Here is a 3032-nt window from a genome sequence, read left to right as displayed (position 1 = left end):
CCGGCCATTCGGTGCTCTGGTTCCTGGCGCAATGGGTCAAGTTGATACAAGGTATCGGGAGTGGGAATTCGTGATAGGGTGCCAAAATTGGCTTTGCTCTCTTGGGAATCAATGGGGTAGAGTCAAATTGGGTGGCTGCAAAACCCCAATGAATGTGCCGTCGCATTTATTGGGGTTTTGTAGCGAGGCGTATAATCACTGTTAGTTGCCCGAGCAAGCTGTCAATATGGAATAAAAATGGCGATATTTGAACTATTTTCGAAAAGACAAAAAAAGCAACGTGGGGAGATGCCCGACGTATATGTATATGAGGAAATATCTCAATCATTTCGGGTGCAGATAATCCATATCATCAGAGATACTTTCGGTGAGGACAGGTATTCATCCGATGCATCTAGCAGCGCTTATGAGTTTATACATAAAGCACTCTGTAAGGAGTATGGAGTTTTCACATTAAATGAATACGCGAGAAGTGATTCTGAAGCAATTCTTGAATACTTTTTAAATTGCAGTGATTATGAAAATTGTCTGGATATAATCGAGATATCATTTAGTCTTATAGAAAACTACGTTGGTGAAAACTATTACAATTATAAGCAACGCACAACATCTAGCCAAGATCCAGAAGATGCTGTTGAAGAGTTGAACAAGAGATTTAAAGAGGCAGGTATTGGTTATGAATTTTCTTCGGGCGAACTAATAAGAATAGATTCCCAACTAATTCATTCTGAGGTAGTTAAGCCAGTTCTCGCCTTGTTAAAAACTAATAGGTTATACAATGGTGCTAATCAAGAGTTCTTAAAAGCGCACGAGAATTACAGACATAAAAGATACAAAGAATGCTTGGTTGAATGCTTAAAGTCAATTGAAAGCTTGATGAAAGGTGTTTGCAAGCAGCATTCCTGGGAGTTCAAAGAAAGTGATCCTGCTAAAAAGCTTATTAATATCTGTCTAGAGAATAAACTGGTTCCAGAATACCTGCAGAATCAATTTTCTTCCTTGAGAATACTGCTTGAAAGCGGGGTGCCAACGATAAGAAATAGAGAGGGAGGTCATGGTCAAGGGCCAGAGCTATCTACTGTTCCGGAACATTTTGCTAGTTATACCCTTCACCTTACAGCAAGTAATTTGCTGTTTTTAATGCAGTGTAATGAGCAGCTAACAAACAAAGGCAGCGGACGCTAACGCGCCGCTACTTTGGGCATTATATTCGCAAGGAGAATCATGGAGCCCCAAAGCTTCAGCTTCTTCATACCCGGTTGGGAACCTGTTGATTCGAAACAAGGCCTTTGGTGGGTAACAAGCCAGCTTTGGGAAAGCTTCTATGTCGCCTATCGAATAAACTCAGAATATAAGCAGATATATCTGAAGTCTTGGGAATATTATGAACAAGAGCCTGCGTCGCCGGCCTCGGCCAATGGCATTTAATGTTGGCGTTATATGGCTCAAAATTTAAGGAGCGTTAAATGATTAAAAAGATATTTACGTGCTTGACTGTATGGTTGGGCTTGTCATCCCGTAAAACGGGTGACTCCATAAAACCATCTTTGTCTGGAGGCGAATCATTGATCGAATTTGCCGGAGAAATTAGTGGTCAGAATGCAGATGTGTTGAAACAAATACAGCTATTTGTCAATGACCAGAAGGAGTACTTTTTAAAGTACGAGGATGATCTGTACCAGCGGGGAGTCGAATCAATCGATGAACTCACCCGTGAGATCGTGTTAATCGATGCACTGATGGAGAAAAACAAGATTGTCTATGTTGATCACAAATATGAAGGTGACCTTGCTCTTGACGAGCTTGATCAGCTGAGCAATGGAGAGCTTTCCGCTGTTTCTTGTTTTCATGAGCTGAAAGAAAAATACAAAGCTCATATTGGGCATAATACGATTGGTTATTTCATGCACAGTGACACACTAGCTCCTATGCCATATGAATGTATTGAGAGCGCAGGTTATTTTTTAGCCCAAATTAATGAAGATTCTGATTCCTATCCATTGATACTGGTGCAGCAAGACAAACGGAATCAACTCACTGAACTTGCTAAAAATGCAGAAATAAATCTGCAATTTTTTGAGCGTTGATGCCTTGTAGGGTAAGCCATATTACAAGGCAATGAAGTAAGCTGAGTATGACACTATGCACTTATCAGGAGAGATTCGTGAATCATCCGATTTTAGGGCAACTTGTTTCAAAAGAAGCGGAAATAAGCTCATTCGAAGGTGAGCTGGTGATCGATGGAAGTAAAGTTGGACTGAATATAGACCTGGATTCGGCACCACAAGATCAGGTTTTAAAGCTCGCCGAAAAGGTCGTTGCTTCTATTTCCATCCTCCAGGATAAGGCTGCGGCTATTGTAAGCCGCGATTTTCTTGAAGCGTATAACTCGGGCTGGAATGAGTATGATGAGGTACAAGAAGACGGCTCAACAAAAGCAGTGGTGAATCCAAAATTGGATTCTAATCAATTTATCAGCCAGTTTGAGTTAGATAGCATTTCTATTTGTGGCGCTGATTGCGTTGAGTTCTGGTATAAACCCAATGATCTGTTTTGGGGGCATAGTGTATTCGTCACATCATTTGACGGCCTTGAGTTCAAAGATGCCAATGCTCAGATGTTCGGGTAAATTGTATAACAAAGGGTGACAACAAAAATTTGTCCGGCGAGCCGGGCGTTAAAATTTCATGGGGATCCAAGGAAAATGGAAGAGATAAATTACTTGCTTATTATTGTTTCCGCAGTCGCTGCAATTGCTAGTCCTGGGCCGGCTACGCTTGCGATAGCTGGAGCCTCCATGAACCATGGTCGTTACTTTGGCTTGTACTTGGCTGCGGGTGTTCTAACAGGTTCTCTATTTTGGTCGACATCCGCGGCTTTCGGTCTAGCCGCAATCCTTCATGGGAATGCATGGCTTTTTGAGGTGTTGAGATACTGTGGGGCATTCTACCTTTTATATTTAGCTTTCAAATCTCTGCGTTCAGCTTTTAATGCTAGTACATTACACTTGCCTAAAATGCAAGTCACGCCAG

General features: G+C 41.6%; 5 protein-coding genes. All 5 read left to right on the top strand.

Features of this window, described 5'->3' with window-relative positions; translation table 11 throughout:
- The first annotated feature begins 237 nt into the window (after nucleotides 1–237).
- A complete protein-coding gene (locus AC0UA9_RS17120) occupies nucleotides 238–1185 on the top strand; it encodes an STM4504/CBY_0614 family protein (protein ID WP_475661911.1) in 948 nt (315 codons plus the stop codon).
- Between the two features lie 39 nt (nucleotides 1186–1224).
- On the top strand, nucleotides 1225–1428 hold the full coding sequence (locus AC0UA9_RS17115; protein ID WP_475661908.1) for a hypothetical protein: 204 nt from the start codon (nucleotides 1225–1227) through the stop codon (nucleotides 1426–1428).
- 38 nt (nucleotides 1429–1466) lie between these two features.
- Entirely contained in the window at nucleotides 1467–2087 is a 621-nt protein-coding gene (locus AC0UA9_RS17110) for a DUF6630 family protein (RefSeq protein WP_317997879.1), read from the top strand.
- 77 nt (nucleotides 2088–2164) lie between these two features.
- On the top strand, nucleotides 2165–2629 hold the full coding sequence (locus AC0UA9_RS17105) for a DUF2262 domain-containing protein (RefSeq protein WP_475661906.1): 465 nt from the start codon (nucleotides 2165–2167) through the stop codon (nucleotides 2627–2629).
- A gap of 75 nt (nucleotides 2630–2704) precedes the next feature.
- Nucleotides 2705–3032: LysE family translocator (locus AC0UA9_RS17100; protein ID WP_475661903.1), on the top strand; the 328-nt coding region annotated here is incomplete at its 3' end.

The organism is Colwellia sp. F1 (assembly GCF_056238625.1).
This window is presented reverse-complemented; position numbering and strand designations above follow the sequence as displayed.

Bases quoted from the DNA above. Each gene is read 5' to 3' on its own strand.
- AC0UA9_RS17120 (WP_475661911.1), top strand. From the start codon at position 238: ATGGCGATATTTGAACTATTTTCGAAAAGACAAAAAAAGCAACGTGGG.
- AC0UA9_RS17115 (WP_475661908.1), top strand. From the start codon at position 1,225: ATGGAGCCCCAAAGCTTCAGCTTCTTCATACCCGGTTGGGAACCTGTT.
- AC0UA9_RS17110 (WP_317997879.1), top strand. From the start codon at position 1,467: ATGATTAAAAAGATATTTACGTGCTTGACTGTATGGTTGGGCTTGTCA.